The organism is Vibrio sp. 1288 (assembly GCF_033344475.1).
Window position 1 is genome coordinate 1 of record NZ_JAWPOX010000693.1, and the last position, 629, is coordinate 629.

General features: G+C 48.3%; 1 protein-coding gene. It reads left to right on the forward strand.

The annotated features are described in order from the left end of the window. The coding region (mdh, locus tag R8O11_RS28825) for a malate dehydrogenase (RefSeq protein WP_318195071.1) at positions 1-629 on the forward strand (629 nt) is incomplete at its 3' end.

Consider the following 629-nt stretch of genomic DNA (forward strand, 5'->3'; position numbering starts at 1 on the left):
ATGAAAGTAGCCGTTATTGGTGCCGCTGGTGGCATCGGTCAAGCCCTTGCCCTTCTGCTTAAGAACCGTCTTCCTGCTGGTTCTGATTTAGCCCTATACGATATTGCTCCAGTTACGCCTGGCGTAGCAGCAGATCTTAGCCACATCCCAACACCAGTATCGATCAAAGGTTACGCTGGTGAAGATCCAACTCCTGCGCTAGAAGGTGCAGATGTAGTTCTTATCTCTGCGGGTGTTGCTCGTAAGCCGGGCATGGATCGTGCGGATCTGTTCAATGTAAACGCTGGTATTGTGAAATCACTCGCTGAAAAGATTGCGGTTGTTTGTCCTAAAGCATGTGTAGGTATCATCACTAACCCAGTGAACACAACAGTGCCAATCGCTGCTGAAGTTCTGAAGAAAGCGGGCGTTTACGACAAGCGTCGCCTATTCGGTATTACCACACTAGACGTGATCCGTTCAGAAACGTTTGTTGCTGAGCTAAAAGGCAAAGATCCTAGCGATATCCGTGTACCAGTTATCGGTGGTCACTCTGGCGTGACAATTCTTCCTCTTCTTTCTCAAGTAGAAGGTGTGGAGTTTACAGCTGAAGAAGTAGAAGCTCTGACTAAGCGTATTCAAAACGCGGG